General features: G+C 45.2%; 21 protein-coding genes. 17 read left to right on the plus strand and 4 right to left on the minus strand.

Annotated features, from left to right (window positions below; genetic code table 11):
* Positions 1 to 649 precede the first annotated feature (649 nt).
* Positions 650 to 913 carry a hypothetical protein gene (locus tag AC6EJC_RS08475; RefSeq protein ID WP_444953572.1) on the plus strand — a complete coding sequence of 88 codons (264 nt, stop codon included), beginning with the start codon at positions 650 to 652 and terminating at the stop codon, positions 911 to 913.
* A 107-nt stretch (positions 914 to 1,020) separates the two neighbouring features.
* The gene (locus tag AC6EJC_RS08480; protein WP_444953573.1) at positions 1,021 to 1,155 is read left to right on the plus strand and encodes a hypothetical protein; all 135 of its coding nucleotides are present in this window, start codon (positions 1,021 to 1,023) and stop codon (positions 1,153 to 1,155) included.
* A 107-nt stretch (positions 1,156 to 1,262) separates the two neighbouring features.
* On the opposite strand, the gene AC6EJC_RS08485 is transcribed toward AC6EJC_RS08480, so the two are convergent.
* Positions 1,263 to 2,480, minus strand: coding sequence for an MFS transporter (locus AC6EJC_RS08485; protein ID WP_444953574.1), 1,218 nt, complete (start codon positions 2,478 to 2,480; stop codon positions 1,263 to 1,265).
* Between the two features lie 385 nt (positions 2,481 to 2,865).
* Between AC6EJC_RS08485 and AC6EJC_RS08490 the strand changes: the two genes are divergently transcribed.
* Complete coding sequence (locus tag AC6EJC_RS08490) at positions 2,866 to 3,969, plus strand: DUF3900 domain-containing protein (protein ID WP_444953575.1); 1,104 nt, start codon at positions 2,866 to 2,868, stop codon at positions 3,967 to 3,969.
* 118 nt (positions 3,970 to 4,087) lie between these two features.
* Here the strand turns inward: AC6EJC_RS08490 and AC6EJC_RS08495 are convergent, their stop codons facing one another.
* Positions 4,088 to 5,017, minus strand: a complete 930-nt coding sequence (locus AC6EJC_RS08495) for an L-lactate dehydrogenase (protein WP_444953576.1) — start codon at positions 5,015 to 5,017, stop codon at positions 4,088 to 4,090.
* 233 nt (positions 5,018 to 5,250) lie between these two features.
* Here AC6EJC_RS08495 and bcaP point away from each other — a divergent pair, with 233 nt between their 5' ends.
* The 10 genes from bcaP to AC6EJC_RS08545 all read left to right on the plus strand — a co-directional run bounded on the left by bcaP (position 5,251) and on the right by AC6EJC_RS08545 (position 14,973).
* A complete protein-coding gene (gene bcaP, locus AC6EJC_RS08500; protein WP_444953577.1) occupies positions 5,251 to 6,642 on the plus strand; it encodes a branched-chain amino acid transporter BcaP in 1,392 nt (463 codons plus the stop codon).
* A gap of 162 nt (positions 6,643 to 6,804) precedes the next feature.
* Positions 6,805 to 8,052 (plus strand): WD40/YVTN/BNR-like repeat-containing protein, encoded by a 1,248-nt coding sequence (locus tag AC6EJC_RS08505; RefSeq protein WP_444953578.1) that lies wholly within the window; start codon positions 6,805 to 6,807, stop codon positions 8,050 to 8,052.
* 152 nt (positions 8,053 to 8,204) lie between these two features.
* Positions 8,205 to 8,387, plus strand: coding sequence for a hypothetical protein (locus AC6EJC_RS08510; protein ID WP_025720704.1), 183 nt, complete (start codon positions 8,205 to 8,207; stop codon positions 8,385 to 8,387).
* Between the two features lie 188 nt (positions 8,388 to 8,575).
* Positions 8,576 to 8,971: a DUF2500 domain-containing protein gene (locus AC6EJC_RS08515; protein ID WP_444953579.1), complete on the plus strand. Its 396-nt coding sequence runs from the start codon at positions 8,576 to 8,578 to the stop codon at positions 8,969 to 8,971.
* Between the two features lie 135 nt (positions 8,972 to 9,106).
* Positions 9,107 to 9,856 carry an SDR family NAD(P)-dependent oxidoreductase gene (locus AC6EJC_RS08520; RefSeq protein ID WP_444953580.1) on the plus strand — a complete coding sequence of 250 codons (750 nt, stop codon included), beginning with the start codon at positions 9,107 to 9,109 and terminating at the stop codon, positions 9,854 to 9,856.
* 129 nt (positions 9,857 to 9,985) lie between these two features.
* The gene (locus AC6EJC_RS08525) at positions 9,986 to 10,408 is read left to right on the plus strand and encodes a cell wall hydrolase (protein WP_444953581.1); all 423 of its coding nucleotides are present in this window, start codon (positions 9,986 to 9,988) and stop codon (positions 10,406 to 10,408) included.
* A gap of 50 nt (positions 10,409 to 10,458) precedes the next feature.
* The gene (gene gerQ / locus AC6EJC_RS08530; protein WP_444953582.1) at positions 10,459 to 10,914 is read left to right on the plus strand and encodes a spore coat protein GerQ; all 456 of its coding nucleotides are present in this window, start codon (positions 10,459 to 10,461) and stop codon (positions 10,912 to 10,914) included.
* Between the two features lie 391 nt (positions 10,915 to 11,305).
* On the plus strand, positions 11,306 to 12,607 hold the full coding sequence (locus AC6EJC_RS08535; RefSeq protein ID WP_444953673.1) for a hemolysin family protein: 1,302 nt from the start codon (positions 11,306 to 11,308) through the stop codon (positions 12,605 to 12,607).
* A gap of 203 nt (positions 12,608 to 12,810) precedes the next feature.
* Positions 12,811 to 13,818 carry a biotin synthase BioB gene (gene bioB, locus AC6EJC_RS08540; RefSeq protein WP_444953583.1) on the plus strand — a complete coding sequence of 336 codons (1,008 nt, stop codon included), beginning with the start codon at positions 12,811 to 12,813 and terminating at the stop codon, positions 13,816 to 13,818.
* A gap of 36 nt (positions 13,819 to 13,854) precedes the next feature.
* Positions 13,855 to 14,973, plus strand: a complete 1,119-nt coding sequence (locus tag AC6EJC_RS08545) for a glycerol dehydrogenase (protein WP_444953584.1) — start codon at positions 13,855 to 13,857, stop codon at positions 14,971 to 14,973.
* Positions 14,974 to 15,117: 144 nt separating this feature from the next.
* Here the strand turns inward: AC6EJC_RS08545 and AC6EJC_RS08550 are convergent, their stop codons facing one another.
* On the minus strand, positions 15,118 to 16,350 hold the full coding sequence (locus AC6EJC_RS08550) for an aminopeptidase (RefSeq protein WP_444953585.1): 1,233 nt from the start codon (positions 16,348 to 16,350) through the stop codon (positions 15,118 to 15,120).
* A gap of 162 nt (positions 16,351 to 16,512) precedes the next feature.
* Between AC6EJC_RS08550 and AC6EJC_RS08555 the strand changes: the two genes are divergently transcribed.
* The 3 genes from AC6EJC_RS08555 to AC6EJC_RS08565 all read left to right on the plus strand — a co-directional run bounded on the left by AC6EJC_RS08555 (position 16,513) and on the right by AC6EJC_RS08565 (position 18,896).
* A complete protein-coding gene (locus AC6EJC_RS08555) occupies positions 16,513 to 16,809 on the plus strand; it encodes a hypothetical protein (RefSeq protein WP_023988878.1) in 297 nt (98 codons plus the stop codon).
* Positions 16,810 to 16,935: 126 nt separating this feature from the next.
* On the plus strand, positions 16,936 to 17,739 hold the full coding sequence (locus tag AC6EJC_RS08560) for an MBL fold metallo-hydrolase (protein WP_348619808.1): 804 nt from the start codon (positions 16,936 to 16,938) through the stop codon (positions 17,737 to 17,739).
* Between the two features lie 137 nt (positions 17,740 to 17,876).
* Positions 17,877 to 18,896: an aldose 1-epimerase gene (locus AC6EJC_RS08565; protein WP_444953586.1), complete on the plus strand. Its 1,020-nt coding sequence runs from the start codon at positions 17,877 to 17,879 to the stop codon at positions 18,894 to 18,896.
* 76 nt (positions 18,897 to 18,972) lie between these two features.
* Here the strand turns inward: AC6EJC_RS08565 and AC6EJC_RS08570 are convergent, their stop codons facing one another.
* A complete protein-coding gene (locus AC6EJC_RS08570; RefSeq protein WP_444953587.1) occupies positions 18,973 to 20,523 on the minus strand; it encodes a helix-turn-helix domain-containing protein in 1,551 nt (516 codons plus the stop codon).
* 141 nt (positions 20,524 to 20,664) lie between these two features.
* Here AC6EJC_RS08570 and AC6EJC_RS08575 point away from each other — a divergent pair, with 141 nt between their 5' ends.
* Positions 20,665 to 21,666 carry an ABC transporter substrate-binding protein gene (locus AC6EJC_RS08575; RefSeq protein ID WP_444953588.1) on the plus strand — a complete coding sequence of 334 codons (1,002 nt, stop codon included), beginning with the start codon at positions 20,665 to 20,667 and terminating at the stop codon, positions 21,664 to 21,666.

The following is a 21,666-nucleotide window of genomic DNA, read 5'->3' on the forward strand; positions in this document are numbered from 1 at the left end:
AAAAGGGCGGAGAATGAACAAAACGTTCATTCTCCGCCCTTAAGGAAAGAGGGAATTTATCATCAAATAAGCCTGTTATACAGCTTTTGTAGTTCCGAGTTTCGTGTTTCCAAACATTCACGCAACAGCTCTTTGCTAAGCTATTTGGATCGAATGGAAGGACGTTTAAAGGGAAGTTACAAAATCTGAAAACAAAAAAACCGCGCTGAACACAGCACGGAATAGGGCCTGGATGAAGATAATCCCGAAGGCGATTTATGATATCCGCATGTTCTTAACTAATGTCAGGGTAAAAACACAGTAACAAACAAACCTGTCCCCAAAGGGTACAAGCGCCTGAATGGTCTTCCCTGAATATTAAATTGCTTAGTTAAGAACGTTCACCGACATCAAAATCTCTCCCTTAATTGAAGATATATCCATACTATACGATCAGACAGGCACCCAAGTCAAGGCTAACTTCTTCAATCGGATACAAAGGTGATCAAGAGGGCAAAGAAAATATAATTAACGTAATAAATATTATGTTAACATAAACTTAATTGAATAGCTATTTCTTTCAGTTGATAATGATAATTATTATCAACTATAGATATGAATGGAACTCGTATGCACTGCGAATCCATCTAAAGGAGGAAGTGATAACAAGATGAAGATACATACTTCTCCATCTACATTTAATGATTACTTTAATCAGATAGCCGATTCAAACCTTATGAACCATGAAAATGACCTCATCCAAGCAACATTGCAACATGAACATATTTATCATATACCCGAACAGTGGGGAAACGGTGTGCATCGTACACATTTTTTACGCAAAGGCTTCGAGCTTTCGCATAGTAAAATGCTATTTCATGAACAGTCCAGATTACATGAAGGTTTGGTACGCCTTATCTGGAGCTGGCGCTGAACATCGACTATTCCGCTGCCTGGTCCGTGGATGGCTTTCGTTCAGAGCGTGAGCAAGGAGGACATGTACAGCTCATTTAAATGAATGATGTGAAGATCCACGCGGAGATGCCAGCAAATAAGGCGATGTATCACACTGAGCTGCGTTTTAATCCTTTGCTATGGGGAGAATTACTACAGGAGCTGGATATTCGTCTGGAGCAATCTTTTTTTGTACGCACGATTGTGGAAAAGACATCATGAAGGAAGAGAGTCATAGGTCGTATGAAATAACGATGAGATCATAAAAAACCGATCCTTAACGGATGCAGGATACACCTCCATACCAATTAGGATCGTTTTTTTTTGTGTTACTCAGATTCACCAGCTACGGCAGCTTGTGCAGGTGGGGTGTCACGAAGCAACGGTACCAGCAACATCGCTCCGACTAAAAACAAACCGGCACTCACGGCAAATACGATAAACAGGGAAGACGAATGTTTGAGCGTTCCGCCAATACTCATACCGACGACCATCATCCCCATGAACAGGGGAGAGAGGGCTCCGCCGACACGCCCGATGAAAGCTGCTTCGGCATTTTTCATCATCATGGTATTGATGCCGATTTGAATACACGGATAAAATAAGCCGCTGAATACCTGTAGACCCAGCGTCAGGACAATACTGTGCGACCAGCCAATTCCGAAGGTTGCCAGTGTGCTAACCAAAAGTCCGGCCACCAGCAGCATTTGTGGTTGTACTTTTTTCGCAACACTCATGATGACGCTTCCCCCGATTAGCATAGCGGCTCCATTGGCCATTAACAGCCATTGCAGAAATTCTTTATTTTGACCAAGGTTCTCCAGAGCTACAAAGAGCATTAAAGGCTGAATAAGTCCGACTGCCAGCCCGATTACGGTGAATGCACCTCCAAGCGTCCGGAGCGTACGGTTAGCCCACACATAACGCATTCCTTCTTTAAGTTCCTCTATAAAATAAGTTGTATTCTGATCCGCCTGTTGTTTCTGTTCATCCTGTGGGATGCCTGTCAGGACAAGGGCGGAGAGTAAAAATATTACTCCTGTTACAGAAAGAGAAACGAAGATACCAAAGTGCTGATAAATAAATGTACCGATGACAGGTCCAATGACCACAAATAAAGCCATAAGCGACTGAAAAAGGGCCATCACTCCCTGAAGCTGTTCCGGTGCTACATGCTGCTTAAATAGCTTCATCGCAGACGGCTGAGAAAATTGAGATAGAATGGCCGAAAAGAAAGTGGACAGTAAAAGCACCTGCCATGACCCGTACCATAATGCCAACAAGACAATAAAAATAGAGGCCGCGGATAGCAAATCGCAACTAATCATGGTCCGTTTGGGCCGCCAACGGTCCGCGAATGTTCCTCCAATGATAGCGAACAGAAAAATAGGCATGAATTCAGCAACCGAAATGAGCGACACGTATACGGGATCATTATGAGTCAAATCTGTTACATACAACAGTATGGCAAAGTTGCGCACCCAAATGCCCAAATTTAGCAGCGCATTGGAGGCGATAATGGTCCTTATATATGGATTTTTAAACAACAACAAACTCTCCTTTCCTGTTTTCAGGCGCAAACCCTTTGAAAAACATTTTAAATAAACAAAATTTATTTTTGTCTAGATAATAATAGATAATATAATAAATTAACTGCTATTTAGTCAAATGTTTTTTGAAACCATGAAGAAAGTAGAGCATGGAAAATAAGAGGCCAATGATCTTTAAGGACGTGAATTAGAATAGTGATAAAATTACTCACTTTAAACTAGTGAATTGGGAATGATATCTAATCAAAAAAATGTTAACATAATAAATATTATGTTAACTAAATTGCTTATCTAATAATAGGGATCTGAATCCGATGTACCTTTTAAATTCATAGTGATATAATTACGCGTACATGCCTGAAAAGGAGCGAATGGAACGTAAATGAACTTTCAAGTGGATTTTTTATCTTTTTTTGTAATTCAGGTAGATGGAAAAGAAGGACAGGGTGGTAAGTCCTATAAGCATTACGCTACAATGGACGACTACGATTATGACGAAAGCGATGTTAAAAAATTTCTGGACGGGGAATTTACTCGTATTAGCAAGCGGAAGGTTGAAAAAAATCCCAGCACAGAGCAGGCACCGACCAAAATTGGCCGCTTTATCGTCGAACCGGAGCATGAATTGAGCAGTAATCCGAATTTCAATATGTTCGCCCGACTGCGGGCAGCAGAGGATAAGGAAGATTTTAAAAATGCTTGTGACGATCTGGTGCGGATGTATCTGGATACGAGCGCAGTACGCGGCGGAGCGCTGATCATTGTACAGGCTACCTTGAATACCCACTCGGATGATCCGTTTATTTTTGTGCTGAAATGTGATTTCGAACCTAAAATTGCCAGAATTACTGAAAGCAGTCTGGTGAGTGAGGTCGAAATGGCTATTTCTGCCCGTAATATGAAATCCATCATGTATCCTTACATGCTTGAGGAGGGGATGAACGATGAGTGGGAGCTTAAAATTCACCAGTCTTCGCATGCCCGGTATTTTGAAGATTTTTTGAAATTCGTGACCTATGAGCAATCCATGCCCGAAATTGTCAATGAGCATGTCATGGGCTTCGTTCAGAACTATGTAGAAACCAAATGGCCGGATGCATCTAATGAGGAAAGACAGCAGGAAGAGCGTGATCTGGAATTGTGGGCGGCTAGCGAAAAACGCGATTTGCAAGGGAAATGGGAACCCCTTCAGGTCGTAGAGGCTGCACAGCATATTGTCGAGCTGAAACCAGAAATTGAAGTTCGTTTTAAACTAGATGATACGGCCGTGCGTGGGCTACTGTCCGACTTTGGCGCCAAGCTGCATATCACGAAACTTCATGATAGATATGCACTTATTATTGAAGGTGATGCATTTACGTTTGAAAAGGGATTTTCACCGATTGAGCTGCTTCAACCTGAATCGTTTGAAACGGTGGCTGAGCGGCTAAAAGAGAAACGCCAGCATCAAAATGAGGATGTGGATGGCGATACGCCACCTTGGTAATTCGAATGCATAGCAGGACGACAAACTGAACTTTTACATTATAATGACTAAAAAACTGGCCTCTCAACGGATCTTACCGCTGTGGAGGCCAGTTTTGTTTAGCTTTTATGTTTCCGATCTACATATGAACTTTGCTAATTTGATCTTTCAGCTTGTCCGCAGATTGATGCAACCTTGTACGTTCCTCGTCATTTAGCGGAAGATCCAAAATTTCACGTACCCCGTTGTGATCCACGATACTTGGAACACCTAAATAAACGTTAGATACTCCGTTATAATCTTCCAGCAAGGTGGACACATTAAGTACCGACCCCTCGTCCCCGAGAATAGCAGCTACGATCCGGTCGAGAGCCAGCCCGATGGCATAAGATGTTGCGCCTTTGGCATCTATAATTTCATAAGCAGCATTTTTCGTATTTTCAAAAATTTCATTTTTCGTTTCTTCGCCCAGTTCCAGTGGAGTTCCAGCAACGTTGGCTGTGCTCCATACAGGTAACTCGGAGTCACCGTGTTCTCCAATAATATGAGCGTGGATGCTTCGTGGATCGATTCCTTTTTGCTTTCCGATCAAGTAGCGAAAGCGTGCGCTGTCCAGTAGTGTACCTGATCCAATGACTCTGCTTGAAGGCCAACCACTGCGTTTCCAAGAGATGTAGGAGAGGATGTCCACCGGATTGGTTGCGATCAGCAAAATACCGTGTGTATTGACCTTGACGATATTATCAATAATACTTTCAAAAATTTCGGCATTACGCTTGAGAAGATCAATACGTGTTTCTCCAGGCTTTTGTGAAGCGCCCGCTGCAACAATGATGATATCTGCATCACGGCAGTCTTCATAATCACCCGCCCATACTTTGACACCGCCGAGAAAAGGAAGCCCATGATTCATATCGAGCATTTCCCCCTTCGCCTTTTTGACGTTGACATCAATAAAGACAAGTTCTTGCATGCGTTGGCGCAGCAGTAGGGTATAGCCAGTTGTTGTGCCAACCGCTCCCATGCCGACAATGGCCACTCTACTTCGTTTGTAAGGTTTTAAGCTCATAAAATCCTCATCTCCTTCTCGGGTTGAATACCTTTTCATTTTGGGGTATTTGTTTAAAATTTATCTTTCCAACTTAGTTTACCGTATATGTGTACTCCACCGCAAAAAAATATGACATTTCTCCTTGACTTTAAAGCGGGGCTCACTAATAATTAATCGAATGAAAGGAACATGCACTAAAGCGTTGCAGCATCGATATTGACGCATGAAATTATGGAAAGAGGATTAGGTATATGGACTTATTTCGAAAAAAAACAGGACTGCTCCCGCACGAGGAGAGTGGATCTACAGGTCGCTTAAAGAGAACAATGGGTGCCTTTGATCTCACCATGCTTGGTGTAGGATGTATTATCGGTACCGGGATTTTTGTTATTACTGGCAAGGCAGCAGCTGAAAATGCAGGTCCCGGATTGATGCTCTCCTTTGTTATTGCAGGAATTGCCTGCGTATTGGCAGCCTTGTGCTATGCTGAGCTTTCATCTACAGTTCCCGCAGCTGGGAGCGCTTATGCGTATAGTTATATTGTATTTGGAGAAATTCTGGCCTGGGTACTGGGTTGGGACTTGATTCTGGAATACGGGGTGGCGGCCGCCTCTGTTAGTAGTGGCTGGTCTGCTTACTTTCAAGGCTTGCTGGCTGGTTTTGATGTACATTTACCGTTGGCTTTAACCGCAGCCTTCGATTCGACCAAGGGGACCATTATTGATCTGCCTGCCGTGTGCATTATCATGCTCATCACACTGTTACTGAGTCTCGGAGCCAAGGAAACGGTCCGATTCAATTTCATAATGGTTTGTGTCAAAGTCGGAGTCGTACTGCTATTTATTGGGATCGGAATCTTTTATGTTAAGCCAGCCAACTGGACACCATTTTTGCCTTATGGATTTTCCGGTGTTTTGAGTGCTGCGGCAATCGTATTTTTCGCTTATCTGGGTTTCGATGCCATCTCAACTGCAGCCGAAGAGGTACGTAATCCGCAGCGGAACATGCCAATTGGCATTATTTCCTCTCTAGCGATCTGTACGGTACTCTATATTGCCGTTTCAGTTGTGCTAACGGGAATGGTACCTTATACGCAGTTGGGGGTAAGTGATCCTGTTGCGTTTGCTCTCCGCTTTATTCATCAGGATTTCGTGGCCGGATTGATTTCAGTCGGTGCGATTGCGGGGATGACCACCGTTCTACTGGTGCTGTTGTATGGCCAAACGCGGCTAATTTTCTCCATGTCACGTGATGGACTTTTACCTGTTTTTTTATCTAAAGTAAATGCCAAAACTCAAACACCGATTCGAAGTACTTGGCTGGTGGGCAGTATTATCGCACTGGCTAGTGGATTGTTCCCGTTACATGCACTGACCAATTTGACGAGTATTGGAACCCTGTTCGCTTTTGCTGTGGTATCGGTTGGGGTTATCGTTCTGCGTAAGAAACGCCCGGATTTGAAAAGAGGGTTTACCGTGCCTTGGGTCCCGTTGCTCCCGCTTTTGAGTGCTTTGGTTTGCATCGGTCTGATGCTTCAGCTTCATATTAGCACCTGGATCGGATTTATTGTGTGGCTACTGCTTGGATTGCTGATTTATTTCTTCTATGGATATCACAAAAGTTTGTTGAACCGTAAATCCTAATAGATCTAAGATAAAAAAAGCCGGCATCCTGCACTTTTGTGAGGGTCCGGTTTTTTTTGTCATTACGCGAAAAGTGTCACATAGGGGCGTTTATGGTATAATTCTGTTTCAGATAAGCTTTTGGCACGTGATTACCGCATGCCATCGAGGGAGGATTTTTTTATGAAACTGCGCTGGCGTGCGCTCTTTGGGGGAGTAATGCTGTTGACAGGCATCCTGCTGACTGCCTGTTCTGCTGAAGCCCCAAAAACTGTAACTAAACCTCCGATTGAGGAACCAGACGACCAGGGACAGACGATAACTATTAATCCACCAGTGACTCCAAAGGTGGGCGATCCAAACGCCAAATATGTAGTACAGACGCGAATTGCGGATTTTCATTTGATCGATAACAATAAAGGGTTGGTTTGGGGAGTTACCCATAATGAGCTTCGACTTTATGATACCCATGATGGCGGAAAAACATGGAATAATATTTCCCCCTCCGAAAACGTCCAATTTCAAAACAAGCTTGAATATGGAAAGGACATCAGTTTCACTGATTCTCGTCATGGTTGGGTTGTCCGTCAAAATCTGGACAAAACAGCAACCGTCATTCTGAGAACGGCAGATGGAGGGCAGAGTTGGGATGTTTCAGCGCTTCCAAGTGGGGACCATGTGAGCTCGATTCAATATGTAAATCCAACTACAGGCTGGATCATGGCTTATATAAATCTGAATGAGCAGGATCAACAAAAACTGTTGTATCATACCACTGACGGGGGAGCCACGTGGAATAAAGTTGCGCAAAGTTCTGGTATGACATCCTATAAATCAAGCTCAGGTTTGCCGGATCAGGGCAGTCTGGCGGGAATGAGCTTTTCTTCCAACAATCAGGGTTTCGTGGCGATCAATCTGGATAGCACTGTTAAGTTGTATAAGACATCGAATCAAGGGAAAACCTGGACTCCGGTAGCTAACAGAATGCAGGGTTGCCCTCAGGCCAAAGCAGAAGCTCAGCAGTCTCTTAAAGGTAGTTACTCGTATTGGATTCCAGTTCTCTGCTATGGGGATAACGGTATAAAGTATAACGGACTGTTTACGAATGATTCAGGGACACAATGGGGCGATGTACCTTTGGGTCTGAGTAGCAATAGTAAGGCTATTATCCCTGAGCGTACTTTTCTAAACGAAAAGGAAGGGTGGATCATAACCGAAACCGGAATGAGCCGCACCATGGATGGAGGGAAGACGTGGACAAGTCTCACAGGCAACAAAGTGCTACCTTTGAAGCTAAAAGACTACCCACGATCGGTCAAGCTCCGTTTTGCTTCTTCTTCGGTAGGTTGGCTGCTTTTGGAACGCCTCGATGACAAGAAATCACTACTGCTGAAAACGACGGACGGCGGTGCGAACTGGAGAATTTTATAACCATTATAAAGGTGATTGCCCTGGGCTGTTTTCCCAGGGCGTTTTATTTTTAAAAAATTTAAATTTTATACGACTATATGTGAAAAAAATCACAAACTAACGAATAAGCCGCTGTTATACTGAACCTGTAAACAACGATAGGAGTGATAATCATGAGAGCGAATCAGGATCATATGTTAACCCAATACTACCTTCAATTTTGCTACACTTGCCAGGATGCCTACGGTTGCACGACTGAAGAGGATTGCAAGCAGTGTGCAGAGCGTTACGCCGAAGACGAAGATCATGAAGTTCTGGATGAAACACAACGTTATCTCCAGCTTGTACATGTGTAAATCGATGCATTATTCTGATATCGCCATATCTTGAGCCTCCCGGAATATTCCGTGGAGGCTCTTGGCGTTCTTGAGGGTTGCTATCAAATTTGGGCAGGAACATACATATACTGTTATAGAAAGCTTAGGTCAGGTCAGGATGCCTGGAGGTTTCCCTGTGGAATGCCTGGCGGAGAGGAGTGCGGTGCATGGGGTTTGAGTCATTATGGATGTTCGATTGGCTGGGTACGGTACTGCCCGTATTTTTCGTAGTCGTGTTGGGTATTGTCGTGTTGTCTGCGGGCAGGGAAGTCATGGAATGGAGCCGGAATAAAAGGCAACCTGTATTGACGGTCGGTTCCCGAATTACGGCCAGAAGGACACATCTTCAACAGAGGCGGCAGGAGGAACAAGGGACTCGTACCTATACTTTCTATTACGTAACCTTCGAGGTGGAAAGTGGCGACCGGATGGAGTTCAAGGTATCTGGGGAAGAATATGGTCAATGCGCTGAAGGGGATGAGGGACGGCTTACTTTTCAGGGTACAAGGTATATCGGGTTTCAGCGTCTTAATCGCTATAGCTTGGAACAGGTTAAAATATAGATTTCAGTCTAATCATTTTTTGATTCATTTACAGCCTTCTGCGAGCAACCAGGGTAGGGGGCTGTGAATGTTTCTTGAACAGCACATTTTGGTACATATATACTAGAACAGAGTAGTTCAGAGGAGGAATGAGGCGTGTCATTTGAGGGACAAGTTGTTATTGTAACAGGAGCGGCGCATGGCATCGGGAGAGAGGTCGCTTTTACCTACGCTACTCAGGGTGCCAAAGTTGTATTTGCCGACCACAATGAGGAAGAGGGAGCCGCAGCCGCTGCAGTGGCCCGGAACGAAGGTTATCAGGCCATTTTTATTCCTTGTGATGTGCGGAAGGAAGAAGATATTGTAGCACTAATCCGTGCCACGGAAGAAGAATACGGCACGATTCATACGCTAATTAACAACGCAGGCGTGTCCAAATGGAAATCTCCATATGAGTTAACGGTAGCAGAATGGGATGACATTTTGAATACAAACGTACGTAGCTGTTTTATTGCCACAAGGGAAGCGGCTAAGGTGATGAAACGAAACGCAGAAGGTGGCTCAGTGGTCAATATGACCTCTACACGAGCTTTCATGTCAGAGCCGGATACAGAAGCCTACGCGGCATCCAAAGGAGCCATTGTGGCCCTTACACACGCGATGGCCATATCTCTAGGAAAGGATGGGATTCAGGTCAATTGCATTAGTCCAGGGTGGATTGAAACCGGGGATTACGAGCAATTGCGTTTAGAAGATCATCAACAGCATCCGTCTGGGCGAGTAGGAACCCCTAAAGACATCGCACGGGCCTGTCTGTATTTGACACAACCCGGCAATGATTTTGTAACAGGCACGAATCTGGTGGTCGATGGTGGCATGACGCGCAAAATGATTTACGAGCCATAGTACTTGCCTGAATGAGTAGTCCCGAATTTCGGGGCTATTTTTTTTATCTGTTTTTTACTGGAGCTGTCACCCATTGGGCGTCTGTACCATACGATACGGTATGTAATGGAGAAGAGAGGAGAGGACGCGGTGGCTGTAATCAAAACCAATTCAGAGGATGTTAAGACGCTCGCCCGACTCATGCGGGCTGAGGCCGAAGGAGAAGGAGAGCAGGGAATGCTCATGGTTGGCAATGTTGGGGTGAATCGGATTTTGTCCAATTGCCTGGATTTCCGGGGTATACGTCTCATGAATGATATGGTGTTTCAAAGCCCCGGCGGTTTTGAAGCCACACAAAAGGGGTACTTTTATCAGAAAGCCCGTGATCGGGAAATTCGACTTGCCCGACGTGTAATCAATGGAGAAAAGATACGTCCGGCATCTAATGCATTATGGTTTTTCAGACCGGCCGGAGACTGCCCGAACACCTGGTATAACCAGTCCAATACGGGACGCTTCAAGGCACACTGCTTTTTTAGCCCGTCTGTACAGGACTGTCCTACTGTGTATTAAGTGTTTAACATCCATATTAAGGATTTGAAACCATATTAGGAGGAATTTACATGATTTCACAGCAAGCTTACCGTCCCGTATCTTATACTTCCGGCAACGGGTATCCCGAATGGCCAAGAGGGCTGGCTCCAGTTGGAACCGTACAGCCTATCACCAGCTATCCCCCTCAAGTAAGCAGCGGTAGTGCCATGACACCAACCGGGACAGTAGTGCAGGTCCAGACTCCGCAATTTGAGCAATCGTATATTGAGAATATTTTACGCTTAAACTTGGGGAAAACGGGTACCTTTTACACGACCTATGAAAATAACCGGGAATGGAACGCGAAAATATTCAAAGGTATTCTGGAAGCGGCAGGTCGCGATCACATCATTATCAGTGATCCGGCTACAGGCAAGCGGACAATTCTGCTGATGGTAAATCTGGATTATGCCACTTTTGATGAGCCATTGTTGTACCAATATCCCGGCGTCATCGGGAATCCGGGTGTATCCCCGGTTCGCTGATGCCTTCATATATATATCAGTCTACATCCTCTGCCTGACGGCAGGGGATGTATTTTGTTTATAATCTTTCTCAAATATAGTTGCTTTCTTGGTGGTAAGAGGCGAAAAAAGGAGCTTTCCGACCCAAATGATAGGGGTGCTGATTTTTCCGACATCGCTTGTGGTTTGACTGTATAGAGTATAGTTATATAATTAAATATAAGCTGATGAATGATCTAATTATTCATGCGGAATATGGCTTTCGGAAGCCGGAAGGAGTGAATGTGTTGGGAAGTTGACGTTGCTTATGATGTGTTATCGTTCTGTCTATGATGAAACTATCCGAAGGAGGTGCGCCTGTCTGCCGTAATGACGGCTGATGGGGAGCATATTGAGTGACCCTTTACCGAGTATGTTTAACTTATTTATTGTTTTTGCATTAGTATTATTGAATGGTTTTTTTGTATCTGCGGAATTTGCCATGGTGAAGGTCAGAGGCAGCCGTATTGAAACATTGGTAGAGGCGGGCAATAAAAAGGCCGTGTACGCCGCCAATATGTTACACAATTTGGACGCTTATTTGTCCGCATGCCAGTTGGGCATTACACTAGCATCGTTGGGACTGGGGTGGATCGGAGAGCCGGCCATCGCACATTTGATCGAACCTGTATTTACAGCCGCTGGATTGGGAGCGGTATATGTGCACGGTACTGCCGTGGTCATTGCATTTATTGTCATTACGATTCTGCATATTGTATTGGGTGAATTGGCGCCCAAAACGATAGCTATTCGTAAATCTGAGACCATTACGCTGTATTCGGCCATGCTGATGACTTGGTTTTACAAGTTGATGTATCCATTCATATGGGCGTTGAATGGAATGGCGAACAGCCTGCTGCGTTTATTCCGTCTGGAGCCGGTATCCGAATATGACGATTCCGCGCATACAGGGGATGAATTACGCATTCTGATGAAAGAAAGCAATAAGAGCGGACTAATTGATAATACGGAATTGGCGCTTGTTGATAATATATTTGATTTTACCGACACGACCGCCAGGGAAATCATGATTCCGCGTACTGAGATGATCTGTTTGTACAGCAATGAGTCCACAGAAGAAAATCTCGCGATTGCGACGGAAAGCATGAGAACCCGTTATCCAATCTGCGCCGAAGATAAGGACCATATTATCGGCTTTATCCATATTAAAGACCTTCTACGGGCCAATACACTGGATACCCGTACGATGATTCGACCGATTCTTGCTGTTCCTGAATCTACGCAAATTAGTGATCTGCTCAAACGCATGCAGCGTAGCAAGACGCAAATTGCAATTTTGATTGATGAATATGGCGGTACATCGGGTATGGTAACGCTGGAAGACATTATGGAAGAAATCGTTGGTGAAATTCAGGATGAGTTCGACCAGGAACGTCCGAGTTGTGAGCAGATTAATGACGAGGAATTTTCCATTGACGGTATGTTATTAATTGATGAAGTGAACGATCGCTTTGGACTGGATCTTGATCATGAGGATTATGATACGGTAGGGGGCTGGCTATACTCACATGTCGAGGTTATTCCTCCACAGCCTGGCCAGTCTGTAGTGTTTGAAGGATGTATGTTCATTGTAGAAGAAGTTGAAAACAAGCGGATTTCACGTATTCGGCTGATAAAACAGCCTATCGTCGTGGAGGAAGCAGGAGTCTCATAAATCGAATATCACTTGGAAGCGGCCTTGAACGATATGGGGTCGCTTTTTGATTTGTTTCTTTACAGAAAGGACATGAATTGATATGATGTTCGTATTATTGTCAACCAAATTGAATTATTTAAGGTTGACAATATAAAATGAATTTCCATTACGCTGAAAATTTTATCATTTTACATGATCATTTTAATGAGGGAGGATGAAGTATGGATTTATTCAATGAGGATGTAGATTGGGGCTCGTTGGCTGAAAAAGCGATCCACGGCAGCAATGTAACGCTGGAAGAAGGCATGGCGGTACTGGAAGCGGACGATGAGGAAATATTACCGATTATGCAAGCTGCATTTCGAGTGCGGCATCATTTTTACGGAAAAAAAGTAAAGCTTAACATGATCATCAACGCCAAAAGCGGCCTATGCCCGGAGGATTGTGGTTATTGCTCACAATCCATCGTGTCCACGGCGCCTGTGAGCAAGTATAGTATGCTGGACAAGGAATCGCTGTTGGCTGGAGCGAGGGAAGCAATAGCACGGAGAGCAGGGACGTATTGCATCGTAGCTTCCGGCAAAGGCCCAACAGATCGAGAGCTGGATCAGGTGATTGAGGCTGTACAAGAAATTACCAGTACGATGCCGCTCAAAATTTGTGCTTGCTTAGGGATTCTCAAGGGAGATCAGGCACGGCGGCTGGCAGAGGCTGGAGTACATCGATACAATCATAATTTAAATACAAGCAAGAGCAACTATCCCTCGATTACGACCACACATACATACGATCAACGCGTCGAAACTGTGAAAATGGCTCAATCTCACGGAATGTCTCCATGCTCTGGCGTTATTATCGGTATGGGGGAAACGAATGAGGAAATCGTTCAAATGGCTTATGCCTTACGAGAGTTGGATGCTGACTCTATTCCAGTTAATTTCCTGAATCCAGTCCCCGGAACCCCGTTGGAAGGAGCAAAGCAGATATCGCCGATCCGAGCTTTGAAGGTGCTGGCGCTGTTCCGGTTCATCTGTCCATCCAAAGAAATACGCGTTGCAGGTGGACGGGAGTTGAATTTACGCTCGTTACAACCGCTATGCCTGTATGCAGCTAATTCGATTTTTGTAGGAGATTATTTAACGACAGAAGGCCAAGAGGTCACATTTGATCATCAAATGATTGAAGATCTTGGTTTTGAAATTGAGAGGTGTGCCCTTTCAGCCGTATAATAGAAATTGTACAAACTTGGAAGGGAGAGTTAAACGATGAGCGAAAAAGTATTTATTAGTCCGGGTAAATATGTGCAAGGGAAAAATGTGATTGATAAAACAGGTGAGTATGTTAAGCCATTAGGTCATACTGCCTTGGTTATTGCGGACAAGCTGGTTTGGGAGATTGCAGCCGACCGGGTGGTAAAAAGTCTGGAACAGGCTGATATTACTGCGGTAAAAATTGAGTTTCAAGGGGAAGCATCCAAAAATGAAGTAAACCGTATTGTTGATCAGGGACGAAGCGGCCATGTCGATATTGTCATTGGTGTAGGTGGTGGTAAAACGCTGGATACCGCCAAAGCCGTTAATGAGCTACTCGGTTCCTCGGTTGTGATTATTCCTACGACTGCTTCCACAGATGCACCGACCAGTGCGCTATCTGTCTTGTACACGGATGAAGGTGCGTTTGATACGTATTCCTTTTTTAGCACAAATCCGAGTCTGATCCTGGTCGATACGAAAGTCATTTCCCAAGCGCCGCCACTATTCCTCTCCTCAGGTATTGCGGATGCCATGGCAACGTGGATTGAAGCCCGTGCGGTCATCGAAGCTCGTGCAACGACGATGGCTGGCGGTTTGCCAACCTTGGCTGCCGAAGCCATTGCGTCCAAGTGCGAAGAGGTTCTTTTCGATTACGGACTGCAAGCTTATGAATCTGTGAAACGTAAAGTCGTCACACCTGCGCTGGAAGCGGTGGTAGAAGCCAATACGTTGCTAAGCGGCTTGGGTTTTGAAAGCGGCGGCTTGGCAGGCGCACATGCGATTCACAATGGTTTTACCGTACTGGAAGGAGACATTCATCATTTGACGCATGGTCAGAAGGTTGCCTTTGGCACCTTAGTGCAGCTTGCTTTGGAAAAAAGACCTTTGACCGAGGTGGAGCGCTATATTGACTTTTATCTAAAGCTGGATCTGCCCGTCACGCTGGAAGACATTAAACTCCAGGAAGCTTCCCGAGAGGATTTGTACCGGGTAGCTCAGGCTGCTACGAAAGAGGGGGAAACTGCTCACAATCTACCATTTGCTGTCACAGCGGATGATGTGCTTGATGCGATTTTAGCGGCTGACCAGTATTCACTTGCCTACAAGGCTAAAATTGGACATAGAAACTAACTCCATATGAAATAAAGTAGAATCAAAGGTCGCTGATAAGCGGCCTTTTTCCTATTATTTAACTTGCAGCCTATGTTATGATTTTTATATAGGATAAAGCAAGGAGGCTCTCCCGCATGAGCGGCGAGAGCCTTTTTTGCTGCGTTAGATTGCCCAATTCCCTTTACGGAAGATAGGTTCCTCAGTACCGTCCTCGGTAACGCCGTTAATGTCCATTTCACCTGAACCGATCATAAAGTCGACGTGTGTCAGACTGGAATTCAGGCCGTTGGCAGCCAACTGCTCTTGAGTCATATCCTTGCCGCCTTTAAGGTTAAATGCATAGGCATTACCGATGGCCAGATGGTTAGAGGCATTTTCATCAAACAACGTATTATAGAATAAAATATTTTTATCAGAGATAGGTGACTTGTGAGGCACGAGAGCAACCTCACCCAGGTAGTGTGAACCTTCATCCATTTCTACGAGATGCTGAAGAGTCTCCAAACCGGTTTCAGCCTGTACATCGACAATGCGTCCATTTTCAAAGGTCAGTGAAAAGTTGTCGATGATATTGCCACTGTAGCTAAGTGGCTTGGTGCTGCTGACTTTACCGTTCACTCCAGTTTTAAGCGGAGCTGTAAATACTTCCTCGGTAGGCATATTGGCTACAAAAGTGTGTCCCTGTTGGTTGACGCTTTCGGCTGCTACCCACAGATGATCTTTTGCCAATTCGATGGTGAGGTCTGTGCCTGGAGCTAGATAATGCAGCTTTTTATAGCGTTTGGCGTTTAAAATATCAGATTTGCTGGAAAGGGTTTTCAAATGCTCTTTCCACGCCTCCACGGGGTTGTCTAGATCCACACGCACGGTGCTGAAAATAGCTTCCCATAGTTTATCCATTTGCTCGGAAGCTGGAAGATTAGGGAATACTTTGGCAGCCCACTCTGCAGAAGGATGAGCAATCAGAGACCAGCTGAATTTGTCGGCCATTTGATATTCGCGGTATTGACGTAATTCATGTGACCGCACGCGCTGGGCAGCAGTAATTCGGCTGGACGGAATCCCTTGAAGCAAATCCGGATTTTCTGCAATGACATGGAGTACCGCCGCACCATTTTCGACCTCTTCAGTCATTTCAGCTGCGTACCATTTGGGAGCAATATTAAAAGTTTCATCAGGAGCTAGTTCATACTGTAGTCGAGTAATGGTCTCATCACTCCATTTTACTTTAACCAGCTTGGCTCCGACAGTATACGCTGATTTGACGATAAGTCGCACGAGTTCGGCAGACAAGATTGGCGCATGAACGATGAGTGTCTGCCCAGGATGGACATTAGCGCCCACCCGAACGGCTAACTCGGCATATTTTTGCAATTTTTGTTGAAAATCTGACATGTATCTTTCCTCCATTTCACGAAAAAGCCTACACAAGGCTTGGGTAACTTGCACAGTTTTTTTGCAAATTCCACACATAGCTTATATATTGTACAATGTAACGAAAAGGTTCACAAATCAGTTTTGGTACTTTTTAGTGAAAATGAAAGGGCGGATAGATGAATGACAGAGCAAAATTCACCTCAGGAAGTGAAAGAAGTACATATTCAACAGGCACAAATGACAAGAGATGAGAACGGTGCTTATTTAGGCCAAGTGGTATTTGGAGTAGACGGACAGAGTTCTGTATATGAAATCACATTCCACAGTAAAAGGGGAAAGGAATGGGATTACAGTCTCCATTTTGCGGGAGAGCCACGAGTCGAGGAAGAGATGCTGCAGATGGATAGCTGGATTGAAGAGAACGATGATTTGTTCGACTATTTGCTAGATACGGCATGGAGCAAATTACCCGAGTAATGTAAACATGGTCTATTTTCGTGACAAGCGGATTATATTTAGCAGTGTCCGCATAATCTGCTGACATGGGGGAAGCCTAAAGGTCGATAATAACAGGAAATTCCATGTGAATAGGAGGGTGAAGCTTTGGCAAATCATCTGTTCACCGAAGGAATGACGGCAAATGAAGAGGCTGCTCCCGATCTCCTGAGCTTACGGACACTGTTTGTAAATGTGTGTTTTATCGGGGAGCCGGGAAGCCGATCCTGGGTGCTGGTGGATACGGGGATGACAGGATTTACAGACTCGATTATACGCCTGGCTGAGGAACGGTTCACGGGTCCTCCGGTTGCTATTGTGCTTACTCACGGTCATTTTGATCATGTAGGTTCAGTTATTGAGTTGGTACAGCATTGGGGTACACCTGTTTATGCCCATCCTTTGGAATTACCTTATTTGACGGGAATGAAGGATTATCAAAAACCTGACCCTAGTGTGGGGGGAGGTTTGATGTCGGGGATTTCCTTTTTATACCCCAATGATGCTATAGATCTCGATGATCGCATCACATCCCTGCCCCAAGATGGCAGTGTCCCCGGTGCCCCTGGTTGGAAGTGGCTGCATACACCAGGGCATACGCCTGGCCATGTATCGCTTTTTCATGAGCGCAGACGGTTAATGGTGGCCGGTGACGCTTTTATTACGGTGAAGCAGGAATCGGCACTGGCTGTTATTTTACAGGAAAAAGAAATACACGGGCCGCCTGCGTATTTTACGACAGATTGGCAAGCTGCGCAGCGGTCAGTGGAAATGCTGGCCGATTTAAAGCCCGAGATTGCAGTTACAGGGCATGGCCATTACATGCATGGTAATGAGCTGACAGATCAGTTGGAGCGACTGGCTGGAGATTTTGAGCGCATGGCTGTACCCAAACAGGGACGTTATGTGTAGTGATGCGTGAAGGACGATGCCTTGCGGGGCATCGTTTTTTTGTGTTGACGTGGAATTTTTTTGCTCAGCATGGTATAGTCAAGCCAAAAGCTAAACGCTTTCATTAAACATCGTCATTTCATCAAGGAGGATTTTTGATGACACAACAGCATGCTGCAATTGGTGATCTTTATTATGGAATACCGGCGATTCGTCTTAAATATGGACGATATGAAGCGGTTGCCCTGCCGGGAAACGGCGCGAATCTGATTTCTTTTCGTGACAATGAAACGGGATATTCTTTTCTGCGTGAGCCAGATGCTGAGAGCATAGAGGCTTTTAAGCAAAGCCCGTCCGTTTACGGAATTCCTTTCCTGTTCCCTCCGAATCGGTATGAGGATGGAAAATTCCTGTGGAATGGAGTTACATATGAGCTGCCGATAAATGAAGAGGCGACCCACAACCATCTGCACGGGTTTTTACACACCGTTCGGTGGGAGGTTGAGGACTACGGTTCCGGGGAGCAGGGCAGCTATGTGGTAATGAATCAACATGTAAGGGAAGGACATCCCATGTTCCGTTATTTACCCTTTACCTTTACCATGAAGTTAACGTACAGCCTGGACGAATTTGGCCTGCATCAGCGTTATGTGATCCATAACGAGGGCGATCAACCGATCCCCAACTTATTTGCCTTTCACACAGCGATTCGGGTTCCGTTCGTACCCGATAGCTCGCCTGAGGATTACAAGATTAAGGTCACGATCGGTGAGCGTCGTGAGCTGACGGAACGGTTGTTGGCCACAGGACAGTTCCAGCCTTTATCCCCGGAAGAGGAACTGCTGAAGACAACGGGAGTTAGTCCTTATTTTGCTTCCATGGATAATCATTACACGGCAGCTCCGCAAAATGGACGCAACTACATGGAACTGACACACAGTAAGACAGGTGCTACCCTCGTATACGATGTAGGAACAGCTTATAAGCATTGGATGATCTGGAATAACAAAGCGAACAAGGAATTCATCTGTCCTGAGCCGCAAATGAACATGATCAATGCACCGAATCGTCCGGACTTGCCTGCGGAGGAGATCGGGTTGATTGCACTGGCTCCGGGTCATATTTTTGAAACAACCAGCCGATTGTATTGCGTTACACCAGCCAAAATGGAATCGTAAAATATAATATACGAAAATAAGCCTGTACTGTGTCCAACAGCTACCAGGCTTATTTTTATAGACGGTCGGTTTACCGTCAGAGACAATTCGTCTTATCCAGCAGTTCATGAATGATGCTGGCTCTTCCTGAAGGGGTCCAGCTCATGGACAGCCAATCGGGAATATACAGAGCATCGCTAAGCGGTGTCCCCGATTGGTGCAACTGAGGCAGATTCTGCTTCTCACCCCACAGGTGGATAAAAAGATAATTTGTTGCCGGGAACTCGGGCATCTGATCTGTTCTTAAATCTTCTCGGTGCGCATTGAGAGGTACGAAGTTTCCGGGCCACAACCCTAATTCGGTATAGGCAAGCTGGCTGAGCGGATGATTAACGGCACCCTGAATACGCAGATTATGCTGCTCCAGATACAGAATAATGACATCCGCCTCCCGGCTGCGTTCCCGCAGTCTTCTTTTGGCTTTTACCGTTTTGTTCTCCAAGAGTCGGAATGTGTTTTCCGCGTCTCTTTCCCTTCCAACCAGCTCGGCTATCCGCATATGGAACTCACGCCAGTCCGCTTGGTAATTCAGGATGACAGTGGGAGCGATTAGCTTGAGCTGATCATAAAATTTCAAATGGAAAAAATCCCCTATGATCAAATCAGGCCGGGCGTTTTTTAAATTCTCCATTTGGGCTTTCATTTGCTTGGCATAGTCAGGTTTCCTTTTTTCCTCAAATTCAAAAAACGAATACTGAAATGCAGGCTCCACACCAAGGGAGGAAAGGTTATCGCCTATATTGAGGTACGCCACCACAGCAATTTTTAACTGCTTACGTTTCATATAGATAACTGGTGGTACACCGACCACTTTCTTGAATAGCCTACTGAAATAATATTCGCTACCGAAACCGACAGAAGCGGCAACTTCATTCACAGATTTACGTAGACTTAACTGTTCCTTGGCAAAATCAATTCGCAGCCGATTCAAATAATCTATCGGTGATGAGCCGGTTACTTTCTTGAATTTGCGGCAATAGGCAGTGGGAGTAAGTTTGGCGATGGAGGATAGCGTATCCAGCGTAATCTTAGTCTGCTTATGATTATGCATATACGAGATACTGGATTCTATACCGCTCGTTTCACCTGCGGAACCTGCCGGCTCGTTGGCATGTTCCATTAACGTAAATATCAGATCCTGTAAATACATTTGTGAACGCGGGCTGACGATTTCACCGCACTGACCGAATTGTTCATATATGTATATGGTTTTTTGCATGATCTGTTGGGTGTTTTGCGGTCGAATAAGACATGGCAGCAGCGGGCTGACCGAATGCGCACTTGTTCTAATACTCCAATTTCCCGTATGTCCGGATAAGGTTAAAGTTTCCATACAGATCAAGTAGATCTCCGAATGATCGGAGTTTATGACGGCTTCAACTGTCATCCCTGGAACGAGATAAAATACTTCAAAAGGCTGAATAAGAAAGGATTTTCCATCAATACTGAGTGTCCCTTCCCCTTCGGCAATGACACACAGCATCGCGGTTGTCATGATTCGACGTCGAACTGAAAATCCTGCGGTGCGCTTACGTCTATGCACAGATGAAAGGATAAATACGTTATGTTCTGTAGTTTGTGTTTCCATTATCTAGTTCTCTCCTAAATGACGACATAGCTAAGATTGTACGAATAACGGCAAATTTAAGACATGGACTAGGCGGAAGGAAGTCCATATAATGCATATGATAATCATTTTCAATACATATCACAAGTAGGAGTGTGGCACATGCATCAGGCTAAAGTCCGTAAATTCGGGGCGGCAATTTTATATGTACTTGTATTTATTTTAATGTTGAGCGGTTGTGTGGGCGCGGGTAGCAGTAATAACACCGGAAGCAGTGAACAGGTCCCAAATAAAGCTTCCGAGTCTGCTAGCGAGCAGCCGGAAGTAAGAACCATTCAGACGGTCATGGGTCCCGTCAGATTGGAGGGCACGCCGCAGCGCATCGTCGTTCTATCCAACGAAGGGACGGAAGCGGTACTGGCTTTGGGAGTTAAACCCGTAGGCGCGGTTAAGTCGTGGCTGGGTGATCCTTGGTATGCTCATATTGCAAATCAGATGCAGGATGTTACTGTCGTGGGAGATGAAATGCAGCCGAATCTGGAACTGATTGCAAGCCTCCAACCGGATTTGATTCTCGGGGTGAAGGTGAGACAGGAAGCGGTCTATAAGCAGTTATCGGCGATTGCACCTACGGTCTTTTCCGAGACGTTATCCGGTGAATGGCAGAAAAATTTTCAGATTTACGCGGACGCGCTCAACAAAAGAGAGCAGGGTCAAACCATACTGGCCGAATTCAACAAGCGCATTGAAGATGCCAAAGCTAAGCTTGGAGATAAAACATCCGCCAAAGTCTCGGTTGTCCGCTTTTTGCCTGGAGGGGCACGTATCTACTTCAAAGATTCTTTTTCCGGCGTGCTGTTGAGCCAGCTTGGATTTGCCCGTCCTAAAGTACAGGATAAGGCAGGGCTTGCCGAAGAAATTACAAAGGAAAGAATACCGGAGATGGACGGCGATATTCTCTTTTATTTTGTATGGGAAGATGATGTGAATACCAAAACCGGTGAAAAGAGCAAACTGGAATGGCAAAAAGAGCAGCTATGGAAAAATCTGAACGTCGTTAAGAACCATAAGGCATTTGAAGTACAGGATGCGATATGGAACACTTCTGGCGGTATTCTGGCAGCTAACTTGATGCTGGATGAATTGCTCCAACATATGGAATAG

The sequence above is a fragment of the Paenibacillus sp. TY11 genome (assembly GCF_059772165.1).